Source organism: Streptomyces sp. NPDC052043, from assembly GCF_044548235.1.
Taxonomy (GTDB): Bacteria; Actinomycetota; Actinomycetes; order Streptomycetales; family Streptomycetaceae; genus Streptomyces.
Window position 1 is genome coordinate 1 of sequence record NZ_JBIUBT010000013.1, and the last position, 17,740, is coordinate 17,740.

The window sequence follows — 17,740 nt, forward strand, 5'->3', positions numbered from 1 at the left end:
TCGGTGTTTCCGACTCTATCAGATCTTTCCGATCCGATTTCCTCGGTGCTTTCCAGGTTTCCGCTCTCGCGTTTCCCTTTCCGGCGGTTCCGACTTTACCAGAGATTCTGAGTCGGATTTTCCGCCGTTTCCGGGAACGTCTTCCGAAGCGCATGAGGCCTTCGGCTTCCCGTCCTGGCGGAGCCGTAAACGTACTGGAGCGGGGCGCCCCGATGCAAATCGAGGCGCCCCGCCACCAGTTCGCGTGTCCCTGGGACGTACGCGGGTCAGACCTCCACGACGACCGGGAGGATCATCGGCCTGCGCCGGTAGGTGTCCGAGACCCACTTGCCGAGGGTGCGCCGGATGAGCTGCTGGAGCTGGTGGACCTCCGCGATGCCCTCCTGGGCGGACTTCTCCAGCGCCTCCGCGATCTTCGGGACGACCTCGGCGAAGGCGGAGTCGTCGATGCCCGAGCCGCGGGCCTGGACGTGCGGGCCGCCGGTGATCTTGCCCGTGGTGGAGTCGACCACCACGAAGACCGAGATGATGCCCTCGTCGCCGAGGATCTTGCGGTCCTTCAGCGCGGGCTCGCCCACGTCGCCGACCGAGAGCCCGTCGACGTAGACATAGCCGGCCTGGACCTTGCCGGAGATCTTGGCCTTGCCCTCGACCAGGTCGACGGTCACGCCGTCCTCGGCGATGACGATCCGGTCGTGCGGCACTCCCGTGAGGGCGCCGAGCTCGGCGTTGGCCCGCAGGTGGCGCCATTCGCCGTGGACCGGCATCAGGTTCCGCGGGCGGCAGATGTTGTAGAAGTACAGCAGCTCGCCAGCCGAGGCGTGGCCCGAGACGTGGACCTTGGCGTTGCCCTTGTGCACGACGTTGGCGCCCCAGCGGGTCAGTCCGTTGATGACCCGGTACACCGCGTTCTCGTTGCCGGGGATCAGCGACGACGCCAGGATCACCGTGTCGCCCTGGACGATGCGGATCTGGTGGTCCCGGTTGGCCATGCGGGACAGGGCCGCCATGGGCTCGCCCTGGGAGCCGGTGCAGACGAGCACGACCTCGTGGTCGGGCAGGTCGTCCAGGGTCTTGACGTCGACCACCAGGCCCGGCGGGACCCTCAGGTAGCCCAAGTCCCGGGCGATGCCCATGTTGCGGACCATGGACCGGCCGACGAAGGCGACCCGGCGGCCGTGCTCGTGCGCGGCGTCCAGGATCTGCTGGATGCGGTGGACGTGACTGGCGAAGCTGGCCACGATGATCCGCTTGCGGGCGCCGGCGAAGACCTGGCGCAGCACGTTGGAGATGTCCCGCTCATGCGGGGTGAAGCCGGGGACCTCGGCGTTGGTGGAGTCGGTGAGCAGGAGGTCGATGCCTTCCTCGCTCAGCCGCGCGAACGCGTGGAGGTCGGTCAGGCGGTTGTCCAGCGGCAGCTGGTCCATCTTGAAGTCGCCGGTGTGCACGACCATGCCCGCGGGGGTGCGGATGGCGACCGCGAGGGCGTCCGGGATGGAGTGGTTGACCGCGATGAACTCGCAGTCGAAGGGGCCGACGCGCTCACGCTGTCCTTCCGCGACCTCGAGGGTGTACGGACGGATGCGGTGCTCCTGGAGCTTGGCCTCGATGAGGGCGAGGGTCAGCTTGGAGCCGATGAGAGGGATGTCCGGCTTCTCGCGCAGGAGGAACGGGACACCGCCGATGTGGTCCTCGTGGCCGTGGGTGAGGACGATGCCCTCGATGTCGTCGAGGCGGTCACGGATGGACGAGAAGTCCGGCAGGATCAGGTCGATTCCGGGCTGCTCCTCCTCGGGGAAGAGCACTCCGCAGTCGACGATCAGCAGGCGGCCGTCGTATTCGAAGACGGTCATGTTGCGGCCGATCTCGCCGAGACCGCCGAGAGGGGTGACCCTCAGACCGCCGTCGGGGAGGCGCGGGGGCGAACCCAGTTCAGGATGCGGATGACTCAAAAGACTCTCCTCAACCACGCACGCCACGTACCGGTGGGCACGTGGCGCGCGTGACGTTCGTGCAGAAGCAGTTGTCATGGTGGGATGCGGGCACCGGTGTGGCCCGCTTATTCAGTTGTCAGGCCTCGGGTGGTGCGGGGTGGTGCGAAGTCTCGTTGTCAGAGCTGTACCCCGCCGGCGGCAAGATCGATCTTGAGCTGCTCGATCTCCTCGGGCGTGAGCTCGACCATCGGGGACCGCAGCGGCCCTCCGGGCAGACCCTGGAGGGCGAGCGCGGCCTTGGTGGTCATGACGCCCTGGGTGCGGAACATGCCGGTGTACACCGGGAGCAGCTTCTGGTGGATCTCGGTCGCCTTCTGGACCTCACCGGCGGTGTACGCCTCGACGAGGGCGCGCAGGTCCGGGGTGACGACGTGGCCGACGACCGAGACGAAGCCGACCGCGCCCACCGAGAGCAGGGGCAGGTTCAGCATGTCGTCGCCGGAGTACCAGGCGAGTCCGGAGCGCGCGATGGCCCAGCTCGCCCGGCCGAGGTCGCCCTTGGCGTCCTTGTTGGCGACGATCCGCGGGTGCTCGGCGAGGCGGACGATCGTCTCGGTGTTGATCGGGACGCCGCTGCGGCCGGGGATGTCGTAGAGCATGACCGGCAGGCCGGTGGCGTCGGCGACGGCCTTGAAGTGGCGGTACAGGCCCTCCTGCGGGGGCTTGTTGTAGTACGGCGTGACGGTCAGCAGACCGTGCGCGCCGGCCTGCTCGGCGGCGCGGGCCAGTTCGATGCTGTGGCGGGTGTCGTTGGTGCCGACGCCGGCCACGACGTGGGCGCGGTCGCCGACCGCGTCCAGGACCGCGCGTACCAGGTCCGTTTTCTCCGCATCGCTGGTGGTGGGGGACTCGCCGGTGGTGCCGTTGACGATCAGGCCGTCGTTGCCTGCGTCCACCAGGTGGGCGGCGAGCCGCTGCGCGCCGTCGAGGTCGAGTGCGCCGTCCGCCGTGAAGGGCGTGACCATGGCGGTGAGGACCCGCCCGAAGGGGGTCTGCGGAGTCGAGGTCGGAGCCATGGGTAACACGCTACTCGCTGCTCAATGTGGGGACTGCCCTCGGGGGGCGGGCCGGCGGGCGGTGGCAAAGGTGGAGCCCGGCACTGCCTGCTCGGGGGTTCAAGCAGTGCCGGGTCCGTTTGATCAGGCTAGATGAACTTCTCCAAAGCCCGCAATCCGGACACTTCACACGGCTGAACCGTACATCTGTACCGGCTCCGGCGGGCGGTCGCCGGCTACGGCGCGACCCTGCCGTTGGCGTTGAAGGCGGCGTAGGTCAGCGGCATGAGCCTCGCCCACTCGGCCTCCATCTTCTCGCCCACCATCTCGATCTCCCGCTGCGGGAAGGACGGCACCTTGGCCAGCTCGTGCTGGGTGCGCAGACCGAGGAAGTGCATCAGCGAGCGGGCGTTGCAGGTGGCGTACATCGACGAGAACAGGCCGACCGGCAGGACCGAGCGGGCCACCTCGCGGGCGACACCGGCCGCGAGCATCTCCTGGTAGGCCTCGTACGCCTCCCGGTAGGAGTCCGCCATGACCCGCCCGACCAGCTCCTGCTGGGCCTGGGTGCCCTCCACGAACCGGTACTTGCCCGGGCGCCCCTCCTGCACGAGCTTGCGGGACTCGTCCGGAACGTAGAAGACCGGCTCCAGCTCGCGGTAGCGACCGCTCTCCTCGTTGTACGACCAGCCCACGCGGTGCCGCATGAACTCGCGGAAGACGAAGATGGGGGCGCTGATGAAGAAGGTCATCGAGTTGTGCTCGAAGGGGCTGCCGTGCCGGTCGCGCATCAGGTAGTTGATCAGGCCCCTGGAACGCTCGGGGTCCTTGTCCAGCTCGGCCAGGGACTGCTCGCCGAGGGTCGAGACACGGGCCGCGAACAGCACGTCGGCGTCCGACGCGGTCTGCTTGACCAGTTCGACGGTGACATCACTGCGGAAGCTGGGCTTCGGGTCGTCGGCGGGGGTGGCGGTCACGGCTCGGAGGGTCCCTTCCTTCACGTCTGCGGGGCGGCGCCCACTCTACGGCCCGGCTCTGACATCGGGGCGATCGGTGCCGACGCGCGACATCTTCGGTGAAGAACTGCGATTTCGGCGGAACCGGGCACCTTTTGGGACACTCGGTCGTCTGTATGGGTGAAACACCTGTATGGGTGAGACCCCTCAGTTCGACCCCCGGAAGGAGTCGTACCCCCGATGCCCCGTCGGCGCGAACCCGTACCGTTCGCCTTCGTCGCCGAAGCCGATCGGTTCCGCAGCAATGTCGCTCCCCCGCCCCGCGAGCGCGCGTCCACCGGCCGAATAGCCGGGCGCTGCCTGCTGGGGCTGACCATCGTCGCCGCGCTCGTGGGCTCCGTGATCCTGGGGACGCCCGCGCTGACCATCAGCCACTCCCCCGCCGAGACGCAGCAGTCCCAGGTCTCCCCCGGGCACTGAGCGGGTACGGGCACTGAGCGAGTGCGGGCGCCGTGCCGCCGGGACCGACGGCACCGGCGGCGCCTCCCGGCCCCCGCGGCTGGTGGGCACGGGCACAGGCGGATAGCCTCACCGGGCACAGCCCATGCATGGATTTGAGTGAGGACCAGTCGTGCCCCTGTCCTTCCTGACGGCCGACCGCACCTTCGACGCGGCGGACGACGAAGCGCTGCCGTTCGACGACCGCGAGCGCTGGCGACGCCCCTACCGGCCCGGGCCGTGGCGCGTGGGGGCGGCCGCCCTCCTGCTGCTGCTCGCCTCCTTCGTCCTGCTCGCGGGGGTCGTCACAGCGCTCACCGCCACACTCTCCTCCGCCGGTTTCTGCTTCGTCCTCGCCCTGGTCGTGATCGCCGGCGCGCTGCGGCTGCTGCGCATGGGCGTCTGGGTCGGTGCGCGCGGGCTGCGCCACGTGAGCCTCCTCGTCACCCGTACGACGCCGTGGGCGCAGGTCGCCGGCGTGCGGACCGTGCAGCAGCCGGTGCGCTGGCTGGGGCTGCCGCGCACGGTGCAGGGCCAGGCGCTGGTACTCAGCCGCAAGAGCCGTGCACAGCAGGGGCTGCCGCCGCTGCTGACCACGCACAACGCCGACTTCCTGGGACGCGCCGAGGCGTTCGACCGAGCGGCGGACGCGGTGGAGGCGTGGGCGGCGGAGAACAGGAAGCGCTGACCCCGGCCGACGGCATGCCGAAGGGGCCCGGTCCGCGCGCGGACCGGGCCCCTTCGCGTTCACGGGGTGCCGTGGGTGTCAGGCGGCCTGCACCGGTCTGCCGTCGTGCAGGGCGATCGCCCGCTGCATCGCCTTGCGGGCACGGGGGGTGTCCCGGGCGTCGTGGTAGGCGACGGCGAGGCGGAACCAGGTGCGCCAGTCGTCGGGCGCCGCCTCCGTCTCGGCCTTGCGCCGGGCGAAGACCCGGTCGGCCGAGTCGCGGTCGACGCGCCCGCTGGGCGTGCGCGCCAGTTCGTCGACGGGCAGGCCCCCTTCGGCGTCGAGTTCGGCGGCGAGCCGGTTGGCCCGGCGGACGAACTGGGTGTTCTTCCACAGGAACCACAGGCCGATCACCGGCAGGATCAGCACGGCGATGCCGAAGGCGACGGTGACGGGTGTGCCGTACTGGATGAGCATGACGCCGCGGCTGCCGACCAGGACGAAGTAGAAGACCAGGACGGCGGCCGTGACGAGGTAGGTGATCTTCGCGCGCATGAGGGGCTTCGGGGCTCAGTTCAGGTCGAGGAAGTGCTCCAGGCCGACGGTCAGGCCCGGAGTGGTCACCACGCGGCGCGCGCCGAGCAGGATGCCCGGCATGAAGCTGCTGTGGTGGAGCGAGTCGTGGCGGATGGTGAGCGTCTCGCCCTCGCCGCCCAGCAGGACCTCCTGGTGGGCGAGCAGTCCGCGCAGGCGCACGGAGTGGACCGGCACCCCGTCGACGGCCGCGCCGCGCGCTCCGTCCAGGGCGGTGACGGTGGCGTCCGGCGCCGGGGCCGAGCCCGCCTCGGCCCGGGCCGCGGCGATGAGCTGTGCGGTGCGGGTGGCGGTGCCGGAGGGGGCGTCGGCCTTGTTCGGGTGGTGCAGCTCGATGACCTCGACCGACTCGAACCAGGGCGCGGCGATCTGCGCGAACTTCATGGTGAGCACGGCGCCGATGGAGAAGTTCGGGGCGATGAGCACACCGGTCTGCGGGGACTGGGCCAGCCAGCCCCGCAGTTGCGCGAGGCGCTCGTCGGTCCAGCCGGTGGTGCCGACGACGGCGTGGATGCCGTGCCGTACGCAGAAGTCGAGGTTGCCCATGACCGACCCGGGGGTGGTCAGTTCGACCGCCACCTGGGCGCCCGCCTCGGCGAGGGTCTCCAGCTTGTCGCCCCGGCCGAGGGCGGCGACCAGTTCCATGTCCTCGGCGGCCTCGACCGCCCGTACCGCCTCGGACCCGATCCGGCCCTTGGCTCCGAGGACCGCCACGCGCAGCTTGCTCATCTCTTGCTTCCTTACCACCGACGGACGGGACAGAGGTTAGGCGACCGCATCGTCCAGCCGTGCGGCCTGCTTGTCCTTGAGCGGGCCGATGACCGACAGCGACGGGCGCCGGCCCAGGATCTCCCGGGCGACGGAGCGGACCTCGTCCGGGGTGACCGCCGCCATCTTGGTCAGCATGTCGTCGACGGACAGCTGCTCGCCCCAGCACAGTTCACTCTTGCCGATACGGTTCATCAGCGCACCCGTGTCTTCCAGGCCGAGGACGGTGGAGCCCTGGAGCTGGCCGATGGCGCGGCCGATCTCGTCGTCGGTCAGGCCGTTCTCGGCGACGTGGTCGAGTTCGTCCCGGCAGATCCTCAGCACGTCGTGCACCTGGCTCGGGCGGCAGCCGGCGTAGACGCCGAACAGTCCGCAGTCGGCGAAGCCGGAGGTGTAGGAGTACACGCTGTAGGCCAGGCCGCGCTTCTCCCGGACCTCCTGGAAGAGGCGGGAGGACATGCCGCCGCCGAGGGCGGTGTTCAGCACGCCCAGGGCCCAGCGCCGGTCGTCGGTGCGGGCGAGTCCGGGCATGCCGAGGACGACGTGCGCCTGCTCCGTCCTGCGGTTCTGCAGCTCGACCCGGCCGGCGGTGCGCAGGGTGCGGCGGCCGTCGCGCGGGGCGATGGGGGTGGCCAGGGTGTTCTTGAGGGCGCCGGCCTTCTCGAAGGCGGCGCGGACCTGGCGTACGACCTTGGCGTGGTCGATGTTGCCGGCGCAGGCGACCACCAGGTGGGTGGGGTCGTAGTGCTTCTTGTAGAAGCGGCGGATGCGGTCGGCGGTGAGGGCGTTGACCGTGTCGACCGTGCCGAGGACGGGGCGGCCGAGGGGGTTGTCGCCGAACATGGTGTGCGCGAACAGGTCGTGCACGCAGTCGCCGGGGTCGTCCTCGGTCATGGCGATCTCTTCGAGGATCGCGCCGCGCTCGACGTCGACGTCCTCCTCGAGGATCAGCGAGCCGGTGAGCATGTCGCAGACGACGTCGATGGCGAGGGGCAGGTCGGTGTCGAGCACGCGCGCGTAGTAGCACGTGTACTCCTTGGCCGTGAACGCGTTCATCTCGCCGCCGACGGCGTCGAGCGCGGCGGAGATGTCCAGGGCGGACCGGCGGGACGTGCCCTTGAAGAGCAGGTGCTCCAGGTAGTGCGTGGCGCCGCCCAGCGCGGGGGTCTCGTCGCGGGAGCCTACGTGCGCCCAGATGCCGAAGGTGGCCGAGCGCACGGAGGGCAGCGTCTCGGTGACGACGCGCAGGCCGCCCGGGAGGGTGGTCCTGCGGACGGTGCCGATGCCGTTCTGGCCCTTGATGAGGGTTTGGGTACGGGCGACGGCCCGCGCCTCCGAGGAGGTGCGGGCCGTCGCCTTGAAGCCACGGGACGTCACTTGTCGGCGTCGTCCTTCTTGTCGTTGCCGTCTTCCTCGCCCTCGATCACGGGGACCAGGGAGAGCTTGCCGCGGGAGTCGATCTCGGCGATCTCGACCTGGACCTTGTGGCCCACGCCGAGCACGTCCTCGACGTTCTCCACGCGCTTGCCGCCGGCCAGCTTGCGGATCTGCGAGATGTGCAGCAGACCGTCCTTGCCGGGGAGCAGGGAGACGAACGCGCCGAAGGTGGTCGTCTTCACGACCGTGCCCAGGTAGCGCTCGCCGACCTCGGGCATCGTCGGGTTGGCGATGCCGTTGATCGTGGCGCGGGCGGCCTCGGCGGACGGGCCGTCGGCGGCACCGATGTAGATGGTGCCGTCGTCCTCGATGGTGATCTCGGCGCCGGTGTCCTCCTGGATCTGGTTGATCATCTTGCCCTTGGGGCCGATGACCTCGCCGATCTTGTCGACCGGGATCTTCACGGTGATGATCCGCGGCGCGTTCGGGGACATCTCGTCCGGCCTGTCGATCGCTTCCATCATCACGTCGAGGATGTGGAGGCGGGCGTCGCGGGCCTGCTTCAGGGCGGCGGCCAGCACGGAGGCCGGGATGCCGTCCAGCTTGGTGTCGAGCTGGAGCGCGGTGACGAACTCCTTGGTGCCGGCGACCTTGAAGTCCATGTCGCCGAAGGCGTCCTCGGCGCCGAGGATGTCGGTCAGCGTCACGTAGTGCGTCTCGCCGTCGATCTCCTGGGAGATCAGGCCCATGGCGATACCGGCGACCGGGGCCTTGAGCGGCACACCGGCGTTCAGCAGCGACATGGTCGAGGCGCAGACCGAGCCCATCGAGGTCGAGCCGTTGGACCCGAGGGCCTCGGAGACCTGACGGATCGCGTAGGGGAACTCCTCGCGGGCGGGCAGCACCGGCACGAGCGCGCGCTCGGCGAGGGCGCCGTGGCCGATCTCGCGGCGCTTGGGGGAGCCGACGCGGCCGGTCTCACCGGTGGAGTACGGCGGGAAGTTGTAGTTGTGCATGTAGCGCTTGCGGGTCACCGGGGAGAGGGTGTCCAGCTGCTGCTCCATGCGGAGCATGTTCAGGGTGGTGACGCCCAGGATCTGGGTCTCGCCACGCTCGAACAGCGCGGAGCCGTGCACCCGCGGGATGGCCTCGACCTCGGCGGCCAGGGTGCGGATGTCGGTGACACCGCGGCCGTCGATGCGCTTCTTCTCCTTGATGACGCGCTCACGGACCAGGGTCTTGGTCAGCGAGCGGTACGCGGCGGAGATCTCCTTCTCGCGGCCCTCGAACTCGGGCAGCAGCTTCTCGGCGGCCAGCCCCTTGACGCGGTCCAGCTCCGTCTCGCGCTCCTGCTTGCCGGCGATGGTGAGCGCCTGGGCGAGCTCGGGGCGGACGGCGGCGGCGAGCGCCTCCAGGACGTCGTCCTGGTAGTCGAGGAAGATCGGGAACTCGCCGGTCGGCTTGGCGGCCTTGGCGGCGAGGTCCGACTGGGCGCGGCAGAGCACCTTGATGAAGGGCTTCGCGGCCTCCAGACCGGCGGCGACGACCTCCTCGGTGGGGGCCTCGGAGCCGCCCTCGACCAGCTTGATGGTCTTCTCGGTGGCCTCGGCCTCGACCATCATGATCGCGACGTCGCCGTCCTCCAGGACGCGGCCGGCGACCACCATGTCGAAGACGGCGTCCTCGAGCTCGGTGTGCGTCGGGAACGCGACCCACTGGCCGCGGATCAGCGCGACGCGGACGCCGCCGATCGGGCCGGAGAAGGGCAGGCCGGCCAGCTGGGTGGAAGCGGACGCGGCGTTGATCGCCACGACGTCGTACAGGTGGTCGGGGTTGAGCGCCATGACGGTGCAGACGACCTGGATCTCGTTGCGCAGGCCCTTCTTGAAGGACGGGCGCAGCGGGCGGTCGATCAGGCGGCAGGTGAGGATCGCGTCCTCGCTGGGCCGGCCCTCACGGCGGAAGAAGCTGCCGGGGATCTTGCCGGCGGCGTACATCCGCTCCTCGACGTCCACCGTGAGCGGGAAGAAGTCGAGCTGGTCCTTGGGGTTCTTGGAGGCGGTGGTGGCCGACAGCACCATGGTGTCGTCGTCCAGGTACGCCACGGCGGAGCCGGCGGCCTGCTTGGCCAGGCGGCCCGTCTCGAAGCGGATGGTACGGGTGCCGAAGGCGCCGTTGTCGATCACGGCTTCGGCGTAGTGGGTCTCGTTCTCCACTAGCGTTTTCTCCTCGTCGTCGTCCTCCCGCCCGTGTGGCGGGGGGACGGTGGCGGAGAGGCGCTCCGTCTGGTGCGGGCCGGTCTTCGATCGAAGCACCCGGGGTTCTTCTCCCGGGAGCCACTACCGAGGACCGGCGGCGGCGAGGTGCGCTCCTCCTCGTTCGTCAGGCGCGATGACGTGCCGTGCCCTCCTCGGGCAGGCCGTATCACGCCGTGTCATGGGGTACTGCGTCTACTGCGTCGTGCTACCACACTACAAAGCGGCACCGACACTCCGCACGTTCCCGTACGTTCCCGCGTGCACTCCGCACGCTCCCGCGCGGTTCCGTGGCTCGCGTTCCCGTATGTACGGCAAAGGGAGCGGTCCCCTGTCTCCCGGGAACCGCTCCCTTCACGACGTCTTACTTGGCGCCCGCCGCACCACGGCGGATGCCGAGGCGGTCGACCAGCGCACGGAAGCGCTGGATGTCCTTCTTGGCGAGGTACTGCAGCAGGCGGCGACGCTGACCGACCAGGATCAGCAGGCCCCGGCGGGAGTGGTGGTCGTGCTTGTGGGTCTTGAGGTGCTCGGTCAGGTCGGAGATCCGACGGGACAGCAGAGCGACCTGGACCTCGGGGGAGCCGGTGTCACCCTCCTTGGTACCGAACTCGGTGATGATCTGCTTCTTCGTTGCGGCGTCGAGCGACACTCGTACTCCTCGTGCTCTGTGAGTGGCCTCCGAGTGCCCCCGGTCTTCATCTCGGGGGACCTTCCGTTACTCGGGAGGCGGGGATCCGCTGGGCGCGGCCTCCAGGACCCGCAGGACTTCCTGCGAGGGCTCCGGGGGTGCGTACACAAACGGCCGTTACACAGGGTACCAGGACGCGACGGCCCGTTTTCCCCCGGTTCTCCGATCACGACGAGACGGGCCGGCGGGCCACTAGGGTGAGCCCGGCATCGTAGGGCACGTCTGGAAGGGGTCGCTGCGACATGGCGGAGACGGAAGCGGAGATCAAGGCCCGCAAGGAGCGCGAGCGTGACGAACTCTACGCGCTCGACATCTCCGGTGTGCGGTGGCACTGCGCGCCGGGTACGGAGGAGCACGAGGAGCGCGTCGAGATCGCCTACCTGCCCGACGGTGCCGTCGCCATGCGCTCCTCGCTCGACCCGGACACGGTGCTGCGCTACACGGAGGCGGAGTGGCGGGCGTTCGTGCTGGGTGCACGGGACGGTGAGTTCGACCTGGAGCCGGCGCCGCACAACGGGGGTCTCGCTTCCGAGTGAGGGGCGCGCGGATACGCAAGGAGGCGGCACGTGCGCGTGCCGCCCCCTTTTTTCTGTTTTTCTGTCAGCTTTCCGTCAGCCATGCCGGTCGACCCGTCAGATGTGTGCATCACATGTGCGTCATGTGTGCGCCATATGCGCGTGGTTGACGGCTCGGGCCTTCAATGGACCGGCCGCACCGGCCGGTTCGTGAGCCCTGGTGCATCGGGTTCAGTGTTCATCTTCTGTACGACCTGGCCACGGTTGTGTCCGGTTTGCTGACGGATGCCTTGCCGCGTACGGCGATTCCGGGCCGGTTGTCGTCAAGTGGGCGGGCACCACGAGACGGACGGGCCTGCCATGGTGAGTCTCCTGGTGATTAGGCTGGTACATGGGGGCGCGATGTCAGAACCCGTGGACCGGACATCGTCGTCACGGGGGGAAGTCGGTGGATCGGACGACCTCGAACGACCAAGGACGACGAGTAATGGTCGCCCCCGCACGGCATTGAGGGTGCTCGACCACACCAGGAGGAACTGTGAGCAGCGATCGGGACGGGATCCGCGGGGGCTGGGCCACGCCCGGCGACGACCAGCCCGACACGGCGTCCTCCATCGAGACGACCGGCGAGTTCACGATCGACTACGCACCGCCCGCCTGGTACACGCAGAACGCGTCGAGCGGTTCGGGATCGGGGTCCGGGGCGGAATCCGGGGCAGGGCAGGGGGCCAACGCGGGTGGTGCGGCCCCCGGGGGTCCTTCCTCCGATGCGCCGGCTTCTCCGGGCGGTCCCCTGCGGCCCGCTGCTCCGAGCGGTCCGGTGCCCGGGCTGACTCCGCCGCCGCACGCCACCGCGACGCCCGGTGCTCCCTTCACGCCTCCTCCGCCCGCGCCGGGTGCGCCCTTCACTCCGCCGACTCCCGCGCCGGGTGCGCCCTTCACGCCTCCCCCGCCGCCGGTGGGAAGCCCGATCGCGGTGCCGAAGCTGCCGGTGGGGAGCGGGTTCGAGCCGCAGGGGGCGGCCTCGCCGGACACGGATCCGGCCGGTGCGGGGTCCCCGACGGCGGTGCCGAACATTCCGGTGGGCGGGTTCCCGTCGCCGGGAGCCCGGGCGGCGCGGCCGCAGGGTGAGCAGGGGGCCGGTGCCGGAGCCGGTGACCTCGAGAGCGGTGCCACCATGCGGATCTCCGCCGTCGCCGTGCGGCGGGAGGTGACGGAGGCGGCCGAGGAACGGGGGGAGGCGTCCGGCGCCGAGGGCCGGGAGGAAGAGTCGGCCGCGGCGACGGACACGGAGCCCGGGGCCGAGCCGGCCGAGCCGGCCGAGGCCGAGACCGCGGTTGACGAGGCCGACAAGGCGGACGACGACGCCGGGGAGTCCGGGGCCGGAGAGTCCGGGTTGAGCGACGTGGCCGAGGTGTCCGGGCTTCGAGACGGAGCCGACGCGACGGAGGAAGCGGAAGCGGCCGAGGAAGTCGACTCGGCCGACGTGGACGCTGCCCCGGCGGACTCCAGCGCCGAGGTGGACGACGAGGACCAGGTGGCGGAGACGGCATCCGCCGCGTCCACATCCACGGAATCCGAGGAATCCGAGGAATCCGAGGAATCGGACGAGGCGGAGGCCGAGGAGGCGGAGCTCGAGGAGACGGAGCTCGAGGGTGCCCCGGACGCCTCGGCGTCCGACGTCGAGCCGGCGGACGGTGCGCCCGAGGACTCCGCTGCCGCGATCTCCCTGCCTGTCCCCGCCGAACCCCGGGACTTCGCTCTCGAGGACTCCACGCCCACCGCGGAACCGCAGGACGCGGAACCACGGGACGCCGCCCCTCACGATGCGGAGCCGCAGGACGCCGTTCCGCAGGAGTCCACGCCCGAGGACTCGGAGCCGCAGGACGAGGCTCCTCAGGACGCCGTCGCGCAGGCCTCGGCGGCCCAGGACATGGCGTCCCAGGAAGTCGCTCCGGCCCCGGCCGCCGAGGCTTCGCAGGGCGCGCCCGCCGCCTGGGCTCCGCCGCCGGTCCCGCAGGGTCCGGTGCCGCCCCTTCCGCCGTCCTACCGGCCCGCCGCGCCCACGGCGGCGGCCCAGTGGCCCAACGAGCCGCAGGCGGCCGCTCCGCAGGGGCAGCCGCACGTGCCGGCCCAGCAGCCGCCCTTCCAGCCGCAGGCACCTCAGCCGGCCCCCGCCGCCTGGAATCCCCCTGCCGCGCCGACACCGCCGCCCCCGGCGGCCCCGCAGCAGGGTTACGGCTTCCCGCACCCCGGCGCGCAGCAACCGTCTGCCCAGCAGTCGGCACCCGGCCCCACCGCGCCCCCGGCCAACCCCCAAGCCGGATACGGCTTCCCCCAGCCCGGCACTCCCGGCGCACCACCCTCGCCGACGGGCCGGCCGCCGGTCGGCCCCACCACGTCCCCCGCCAACCCCCAACAGCCCGGTTACGGCTTCCCTCAACCCGGCGCGCAGCAACCGCCCGCCCAGCAGCCGGCACCCGGCCCCACCGCGCCCCCGGCCAACCCCCAAGCCGGATACGGCTTCCCCCAACCCGGCACTCCCGGCGCACCACCCTCGCCGACGGGCCGGCCGCCGGTTCCGGGTTCGGTGGTCGCGGAGCAGCCGCACGGCTACGGATTCCCCCAGGCGCAGGCCGCCGCGCCCGGCGTCCCCAACCCGCCCGCGCAGCCCGACGGGTACGGCTTCCCGCAGCCGCCCGCACAGCCCGACGGGGCTCAGCCCCAGCCGCCGGCCGCCCCGCAGCAGCCCGTGGACCCCCGTCTCGGGGCCAGTTGGCCGCAGCCGATACAGCACGACCAGCGGCAGCCGATCAACCCCGGGGCGGCGCCGCTCGGTTACACGGCGGCCGTGGAACTGTCCTCCGACCGGCTGCTCAACAACAAGAAACAGAAGGCCCGCAGCACTCGGCCCGCCGGTCCCGGGCCGCGGTTCCGGATCGGCGGGAAGAAGGAGGAGGCCGAGCGGCAGCGGAAGCTGGACCTGATCCGTACGCCGGTGCTGTCCTGCTACCGCATCGCCGTCATCAGCCTCAAGGGCGGCGTCGGCAAGACGACCACCACCACCGCGCTCGGCTCCACGCTCGCCACCGAGCGGCAGGACAAGATCCTCGCCATCGACGCCAACCCGGACGCCGGCACGCTCGGCCGCCGGGTGCGCCGGGAGACCGGGGCCACCATCCGTGACCTCGTCCAGGCCATCCCGTACATCAACTCCTACATGGACATCCGGCGGTTCACGTCCCAGGCGCCCTCGGGTCTCGAGATCATCGCCAACGACGTCGATCCGGCCGTGTCCACGACGTTCAACGACGAGGACTACCGCCGCGCGATCGACGTGCTCGGCAAGCAGTACCCGATCATCCTCACCGACTCCGGCACGGGTCTGCTCTACAGCGCCATGCGCGGTGTGCTCGACCTCGCCGACCAGCTCATCATCATCTCCACGCCGTCCGTGGACGGAGCCAGCAGTGCCAGTACGACGCTGGACTGGCTGTCGGCGCACGGGTACGCCGATCTCGTCGCCCGTTCCCTCACCGTGATCTCCGGGGTGCGCGACACCGGCAAGATGATCAAGGTGGAGGACATCGTCGCGCACTTCGAGACCCGGTGCCGCGGCGTCGTCGTGGTGCCCTTCGACGAGCATCTCTCCGCGGGCGCCGAGGTCGACCTCGACATGATGCGGCCGAAGGTGCGGGAGGCGTACTTCCACCTCGCGGCGATGGTCGCGGAGGACTTCGTCCGGCACCAGCAGGCGCACGGGTTGTGGACCTCCGACGGCAACCCGCCGCCGGTCGCGGCCCCGCCCATGCCGGGCCAGCCGATCCCGAACCAGCCGTACCCCGGGCAGCCGTATCCCGGTCAGCCGGTTCCGGGACAACCCGTCCCCGGCCAGGCCGCCCCCGGGCAACCGGTTCCGGGCCAGCCCGGCGTCGGCCAGGCCTACCCCGGGCAGCCCGTCCCCGGTCAGCCTGCCCCCGGTCAGCCGGTTCCGGGGCAGTTCGCTCCCCAGCAGCAGCCCGGCCAGCCCGGCCCCGGTCAGCCGTACCCGGGCCAGCCGCAGCCCTATCCCGGCCAGCCCGGCCAGCCCATTCAGCCGGGCCAGTCCGAGCAGCCCTACCCCCAGGCCCCTCACCACCCCCAGTACCCGCAGCACCCGCAGTACCCGCAGTACCCGCAGGGGCAGACCCCGCCTCCTCCCCCGCCCCACCAGTAGCTCGGCCGCACCACTCAAGGGCCCGCGTCGTCTCCCACGGCGCGGGCCTTCGCGTGTTCGCAGTCAGAACCGGTCGGATTCCGCCGCCACGCCCTCACCAGCGAGGCTTCAGTGGTCTCAACCAATGGGAGCAAGATCGCGGTCAAGTCGTTATTTCCGCAGGCCACATGGGGTTTGACATACCGTTGACGCGCGCAGACTGGCGCTGGTAGACACTCACTTCATTCCGACGGCGTCACCCGATCAAGCCCGTTCAAGCCCGCCCGGCAGGAGGCGCAAACCGTCTTCTGCGTGCGACGACGCGAGGTCACCGAGCCATGAAGACACATGATCAGCACGGCAGAGGACGTACCGGCCCCCGGCTGAAGGGGATACGGCTTCTGGCCGCGGGAGCCGCCGCCCTCGTCCTCACGGCCGGGCTCGCGTCCCCGCTCGCTCCGGCCTCGACGCAGGCCCACGCCGCGGAGAGCGCGCAGAGCGCCAAGGACACCAAGGGCAAGAAGGTCCTCACGGTCGCCGTCGCGCAGAGCGTCGACTCGCTCAGCCCGTTCCTGGCGGAACGCCTGCTCAGTACGAGCATCCACCGGCTGATGTACGACTTCCTGACCAACTACGACCCCAAGGACGCCCACGTCGTCCCGGGCCTGGCCACCAAGTGGGAGACGTCGCCGGACAAGCTGACCTGGACGTACACGATCCGCTCCAACTCCAAGTGGTCGGACGGGCAGCAGGTCACCGCCGAGGACGCGGCGTGGACGTTCAACAAGATGATGACGGACGAGGGCGCCGCCACCGCCAACGGCAGCTTCGTCAGCAACTTCGCGGAGGTCACCGCTCCCAGCCCCACCAAGCTGGTGATCCGGCTCAAGGAGCCGCAGGCCACGATGACCGCGCTCGACGTGCCGATCGTGCCCAAGCACGTCTGGGAGAAGGTCACCGACTTCTCGAAGTTCAACAACGACACGAGCTTCCCGATCGTCGGCGACGGACCGTACGTCCTCACCGACTACAAGCCCGACAGCTATGTGCGGCTGGTGCCCAACAAGAACTTCTGGCGGGGGGCGCCGAAGTTCGACGAGCTGGTCTTCCGGTACTACAAGGACCAGGACGCCGCCGTGGCCGCCCTGCGCAAGGGCGAGGTCTCCTTCGTGGCCGGGTCCCCGGCGCTGACGCCCGCCCAGGCCGCCTCCCTCAAGGGCGAGAAGAACATCCGGGTCAACGAGGGCCCCGGCCGCCGCTTCTACGCCATTGCCGTCAACCCGGGCGCGCAGGCCAGAAACGGCGAGAAGTTCGGTGACGGCGACCCGTCGCTGCTGGACGAGCGGGTGCGGCACGCGCTGTTCATGGCCGTGGACCGAAAGGCCATCGTCGACAAGGTCTTCCAGGGCCACGCGGTGGAGGGCCAGGGCTACATCCCGCCGCGCTTCCCGTCGTACTTCTGGGAGCCGTCGGCGGACCAGAAGCTGGCGTACGACCCGGCGAAGGCCGCCCAGCTCCTCGACCAGGCCGGCTACAAGAAGAACGCCGACGGCAAGCGGGTGGGCAAGGACGGCAAGCCGCTGAACTACCGCATGCTGTGCCACGCCACCGACCCCAACGACAAGGCGGTCGGCCAGTACCTCCAGGAGTGGTGGGGCAAACTCGGCATCGGGGTCACGCTCAACTGCCTGGACAACGTGACCGACCCGTGGCTCGCGGGCAAGTTCGACCTCGCCTTCGACGGCTGGTCCGTCAACCCCGATCCCGACTACGTGCTGTTCATCCACACCTGCGGCGCGCGCCCGGCGACCCCGAAGGACACCGACGCCACCGACGACTTCATCTGCGACAAGAAGTACGACGAGCTGTACAGCCAGCAGCTCGCGGAGTACGACCCCGCCAAACGGGCCGACCTCGTCCAGCAGATGGAGTCCCGGCTGTACGACCTCGGGTACATGAACGTCATGGCGTATCCGAACGCGGTCGAGGCCTACCGCACGGACCAGATCGAGTCGATCACCACCATGCCGTCCGCGGCGGGCAACATCTACGGCCAGGACGGCTACTGGAGCTGGTGGTCCGCCGTTCCGGCGAACTCCGGCGACTCCTCGGGCGGTTCCACGTCCACGGGGGTCATCATCGGGATCGCCGCCGGTGCCGTCGTCCTCGCCGGCCTCGGAGTGCTGTTCACGGTGCGCCGCCGGGCCACCGCGGAAGAGCGTGAGTAGACAGTGA

At 70.4% G+C, this 17,740-nt stretch carries 13 protein-coding genes and 1 pseudogene; 6 read left to right on the top strand and 8 right to left on the bottom strand.

Translation table 11 applies throughout. The features are described from left to right. Window positions 1–266 precede the first annotated feature (266 nt). The 3 genes from ACIHCX_RS28715 to thyX form a co-directional block, all read right to left on the bottom strand. On the bottom strand, window positions 267–1,952 hold the full coding sequence (locus tag ACIHCX_RS28715) for a ribonuclease J (RefSeq protein WP_400034472.1): 1,686 nt from the start codon (window positions 1,950–1,952) through the stop codon (window positions 267–269). 158 nt (window positions 1,953–2,110) lie between these two features. Beyond that, window positions 2,111–3,010: a 4-hydroxy-tetrahydrodipicolinate synthase gene (dapA, locus tag ACIHCX_RS28720; protein WP_400034474.1), complete on the bottom strand. Its 900-nt coding sequence runs from the start codon at window positions 3,008–3,010 to the stop codon at window positions 2,111–2,113. A gap of 215 nt (window positions 3,011–3,225) precedes the next feature. Beyond that, window positions 3,226–3,966 carry an FAD-dependent thymidylate synthase gene (gene thyX / locus ACIHCX_RS28725; RefSeq protein WP_400034476.1) on the bottom strand — a complete coding sequence of 247 codons (741 nt, stop codon included), beginning with the start codon at window positions 3,964–3,966 and terminating at the stop codon, window positions 3,226–3,228. A gap of 219 nt (window positions 3,967–4,185) precedes the next feature. On the opposite strand from thyX, the gene ACIHCX_RS28730 reads away from it, so the two are divergent. Further along, window positions 4,186–4,425 (top strand): hypothetical protein, encoded by a 240-nt coding sequence (locus ACIHCX_RS28730; RefSeq protein WP_400034478.1) that lies wholly within the window; start codon window positions 4,186–4,188, stop codon window positions 4,423–4,425. Between the two features lie 151 nt (window positions 4,426–4,576). Then, entirely contained in the window at window positions 4,577–5,131 is a 555-nt protein-coding gene (locus ACIHCX_RS28735; protein WP_400034480.1) for a hypothetical protein, read from the top strand. A gap of 78 nt (window positions 5,132–5,209) precedes the next feature. On the opposite strand, the gene ACIHCX_RS28740 is transcribed toward ACIHCX_RS28735, so the two are convergent. From ACIHCX_RS28740 to rpsO, 5 genes are all read right to left on the bottom strand, one after another. Next, a complete protein-coding gene (locus ACIHCX_RS28740) occupies window positions 5,210–5,665 on the bottom strand; it encodes a hypothetical protein (protein ID WP_400034482.1) in 456 nt (151 codons plus the stop codon). 15 nt (window positions 5,666–5,680) lie between these two features. Beyond that, window positions 5,681–6,433, bottom strand: coding sequence for a 4-hydroxy-tetrahydrodipicolinate reductase (gene dapB, locus ACIHCX_RS28745; RefSeq protein ID WP_400034484.1), 753 nt, complete (start codon window positions 6,431–6,433; stop codon window positions 5,681–5,683). Window positions 6,434–6,469: 36 nt separating this feature from the next. Continuing rightward, the gene (locus ACIHCX_RS28750; protein WP_400034486.1) at window positions 6,470–7,849 is read right to left on the bottom strand and encodes a M16 family metallopeptidase; all 1,380 of its coding nucleotides are present in this window, start codon (window positions 7,847–7,849) and stop codon (window positions 6,470–6,472) included. After that, window positions 7,846–10,065 (bottom strand): polyribonucleotide nucleotidyltransferase, encoded by a 2,220-nt coding sequence (locus ACIHCX_RS28755; RefSeq protein ID WP_400034841.1) that lies wholly within the window; start codon window positions 10,063–10,065, stop codon window positions 7,846–7,848. The genes ACIHCX_RS28750 and ACIHCX_RS28755 overlap by 4 nt, the downstream gene beginning before the upstream one ends. Window positions 10,066–10,468: 403 nt before the next feature. Continuing rightward, entirely contained in the window at window positions 10,469–10,756 is a 288-nt protein-coding gene (rpsO, locus tag ACIHCX_RS28760) for a 30S ribosomal protein S15 (RefSeq protein WP_100571636.1), read from the bottom strand. Window positions 10,757–11,037: 281 nt separating this feature from the next. On the opposite strand from rpsO, the gene ACIHCX_RS28765 reads away from it, so the two are divergent. From ACIHCX_RS28765 to ACIHCX_RS28780, 4 genes and pseudogenes are all read left to right on the top strand, one after another. Beyond that, window positions 11,038–11,331 (top strand): DUF397 domain-containing protein, encoded by a 294-nt coding sequence (locus ACIHCX_RS28765; protein ID WP_400034488.1) that lies wholly within the window; start codon window positions 11,038–11,040, stop codon window positions 11,329–11,331. A 517-nt stretch (window positions 11,332–11,848) separates the two neighbouring features. Further along, window positions 11,849–11,980 (top strand): annotated as a pseudogene (locus ACIHCX_RS28770) (SCO5717 family growth-regulating ATPase); the annotation flags it as partial. Window positions 11,981–12,487: 507 nt separating this feature from the next. Next, on the top strand, window positions 12,488–15,526 hold the full coding sequence (locus tag ACIHCX_RS28775) for an AAA family ATPase (RefSeq protein ID WP_400034843.1): 3,039 nt from the start codon (window positions 12,488–12,490) through the stop codon (window positions 15,524–15,526). A 317-nt stretch (window positions 15,527–15,843) separates the two neighbouring features. Beyond that, window positions 15,844–17,733, top strand: coding sequence for an ABC transporter substrate-binding protein (locus ACIHCX_RS28780; protein WP_400034490.1), 1,890 nt, complete (start codon window positions 15,844–15,846; stop codon window positions 17,731–17,733). The last annotated feature ends 7 nt before the right edge of the window (window positions 17,734–17,740 follow it).

Coding starts and splice junctions, on each gene's coding strand:
- ACIHCX_RS28730 (WP_400034478.1), top strand. CDS start 4,186: ATGCCCCGTCGGCGCGAACCCGTACCGTTCGCCTTCGTCGCCGAAGCC.
- dapB (WP_400034484.1), bottom strand. CDS start 6,433: ATGAGCAAGCTGCGCGTGGCGGTCCTCGGAGCCAAGGGCCGGATCGGG.
- ACIHCX_RS28740 (WP_400034482.1), bottom strand. CDS start 5,665: ATGCGCGCGAAGATCACCTACCTCGTCACGGCCGCCGTCCTGGTCTTC.
- ACIHCX_RS28780 (WP_400034490.1), top strand. CDS start 15,844: ATGAAGACACATGATCAGCACGGCAGAGGACGTACCGGCCCCCGGCTG.
- ACIHCX_RS28775 (WP_400034843.1), top strand. CDS start 12,488: ATGCGGATCTCCGCCGTCGCCGTGCGGCGGGAGGTGACGGAGGCGGCC.
- dapA (WP_400034474.1), bottom strand. CDS start 3,010: ATGGCTCCGACCTCGACTCCGCAGACCCCCTTCGGGCGGGTCCTCACC.
- ACIHCX_RS28765 (WP_400034488.1), top strand. CDS start 11,038: ATGGCGGAGACGGAAGCGGAGATCAAGGCCCGCAAGGAGCGCGAGCGT.